Origin of the sequence: Mesorhizobium sp. M1A.F.Ca.IN.020.04.1.1 (assembly GCF_003997315.1) — a bacterium.
Lineage (GTDB): Bacteria > Pseudomonadota > Alphaproteobacteria > Rhizobiales > Rhizobiaceae > Mesorhizobium.
Genome location: NZ_RZSN01000330.1, coordinates 1 through 2,600, shown reverse-complemented (window position 1 = coordinate 2,600; position 2,600 = coordinate 1). Strand labels below are relative to the sequence as shown.

The 2,600-nt window shown below is 64.2% G+C and carries 1 protein-coding gene; it reads right to left on the bottom strand.

Going from position 1 to position 2,600, the window contains the following annotated elements; all coding sequences use genetic code 11:
- Positions 1 to 92 precede the first annotated feature (92 nt).
- Positions 93 to 2,072 (bottom strand): M23 family metallopeptidase, encoded by a 1,980-nt coding sequence (locus tag EOA49_RS31425; RefSeq protein ID WP_127241063.1) that lies wholly within the window; start codon positions 2,070 to 2,072, stop codon positions 93 to 95.
- Between the last annotated feature and the right edge of the window lie 528 nt (positions 2,073 to 2,600).

Below are 2,600 nucleotides of genomic sequence, written 5' to 3'. Positions count from 1 at the left end.
ACGCTGCTTTGCCTGCTATCGTCGATCCTCGCCTGGCTCACCGTGCCCGGACAGGCGCTGCCCTGGCCACGGCAGACGGGCGATTCGTCGGATTAGTTGGGAAGCTGCGAATCGGTCTTGGCGCTGGCGACCTTCAGCGAATTTCCGTCTTCCTGCTTGAGCAGGTCGTCGATACGCTCGCGCTCGCGCTTGAAGGCAACGAGATCGTCGCCCTTCAGCACCTTGCCGACCGGCAGGCGGACGCGCATCGGGTCGACCTTGGTGCCGTTGACGATCAGCTCGTAGTGGAGGTGCGGGCCGGTGGCGAGGCCGGTCTGGCCGAGATAGCCGATGACCTGGCCCTGACGCACGCGCACGCCCGGCTCGATCCCTTTGGCGAAAGCGCTCTGGTGATTGTAGGAGGTCTCGTAGCCATTGGCGTGGCGGATGATGATCTGCTTGCCGTAGCCGCCGGCCCAGCCGACCTTTTCGACAACACCGTTGCCGGCGGCGATGATAGGCGTGCCGATGGGCGCGGCCCAATCGACGCCGGTGTGCATGCGCACATATCCCAGAATCGGGTGCCGGCGCGCGCCGAAACCGGAGCGGAACTTGCCGGCGGGCAGCGGGTTGCGCAGCAGGAATTGCTCGGCGCTCGACCCGTTCTCGTCGAAATAGTCGGTGCCGCCGTCCTGCATCTGGAAGCGGTAGAAATTGCGCGTCTGGCCGCCGAAGGTGGCTGAGACGTAGAGAAGCTCAGAACTGTCGGAGGTCTGGTCGTCGCCGTCGGGCTGCGAAAACAGGACCTCAAGACGGTCCGACGGCGAAAGCCGCGACTGGAAGTCGACGTCCGAGGCAAGAAGCTTGATCAGCTTCTGGGTCATCGATTTCGACATGCCATAGGAAAAGGCGGCTCGATAGATGCCGTCATAGACGTTGGGCAGGTTGCCGCGCACCACCACCGGCTGCGAATCATCGAACGCCGTCAGCAATTCGGGATTGGGCTCCGGCTCCTGCGCCGGCACGAACTGTCCGCGATCGTCGAGCGCGATGGTCACGATATGCGTGGTGCGGTCGTAAACGCTGGTGCGGACTACCTTGGCGACGTCGCCGCGCACCTCCAGGCCGACGCGCAGCACCGTTCCGGCCTTGAGCGCCGTCGCGTTCAAGAGCTTGCCGATCGCTTCCGACATGCCGGTGGCGTCATCGCCGGTGTAGCCCGAATCAGCGAAGGCGTCGGTGATATCGGTGTCCTCGGTGAAAGGGATGATTTCCTCGGCGAAGGCCGGCGTCTGGTCGTCCGGCGTGGCGCGCGGCGCCACCGAGACGTTCTCCGGCGTGATCTTGACGTCGTAGGAACCCGCCATGCTCTCGGCGAAGGCGTCGCCGAAGCGCTGCGGGTCGACATAATGAAGCGCCGCAACCTGGACGGCGCCGTCGCTCAGGCCGTTGCCGGCTTCGCGCACTACCTTTTCCACCTCGTCGGCGGAGAGGTCGCTCTTTTCGTCAAAAGATGCCGTCTCGATCGGGAAGTCGACCGTCTTCAGGCTCATCTCGCTTTCGACCTTGGCGCCATAGATCTGGCCGGCGACCGCCGTGGCGGAAGCCGGCTGAGCGTTGTCGTCGCCGTCGTCGCCGAAGACCTGCATCGGGTCGAATGGCGGGTAAGGACGGCTGGTGGTGTGGCCGGCCGCGAGCGCCATCTTGATCTGCACGAACGGCATGGTGTGGATGACGTCGCGGTCGCCGACCTTGGTGACCATCGACACTTCCATGCGCCGGCGGTCCTTGGCCCTGGCGATCTGGCGCGGCGCGACCAGCCTTGTCGTCTTGGCCTGCTCGCCGGAATCGTCGCCGCCGCTGGCGAGGTTGATGAGCTCGGCGATTTCAGGCGGCGTCGCCAGCTGCTGGCGACCGTCGAGGGCCGCGAACAAGGCCACGCCCATCAGCACGCTCGAGGTCACCCCGGTCAGGAACGTGCCCGAAAGCCAACGTGCCGAAACTTCGCGGCGGTCAGGCGGACCGCTGCGGCCGTCCGCGATCAGCGGCGGCTCGTTGCCGAGTTCGGCTATGACATCTTCCGCGTCTGGCATCCAGAAAGGCTGCTTCTTCCCCGGGCGAAACGGCTTGTCGTTGTTCGTTGCGGCCATGACATTTGCCTGTCGCAGCCAGTGAAGTCAAACGAAGCGGCAAGCCGGGGCCGATATCCCCAATCACACGTCTCTTAGAAACGCGGCTCTTGTCGTCTGCGGTCGAGGCTCTCACGCGTACGCGGGCGCCTTGCTTGTATGTCCGGTGTCCGACCGCAATGCGGCGGCAATAGGGCTTGGTGCGGACGGCTGCGGACGTGCCGCAGGGGCGGTTGGCTGGCGAAACATAGCCGTCGAAAAATTTGTCGCAAAAAATTCAAAAAAGTTCGAAATCGGTGTTGACGGTTCGAGTAACCCCCGACTATATACGCCTCACCAACGAGGGCGGCGCGCCGCTGGCGGCCGAGAAGTTCGCTTCTCAATCTGCCCTCTGTGAAATTCAAGAGAGCCGCGTGAGCGACACTCGAAGGGCCCCGAAGCGGCAAGCGAAAGGGGCCGGGACATCGCGTCTGCGGTGTCGGTTCTTTGACA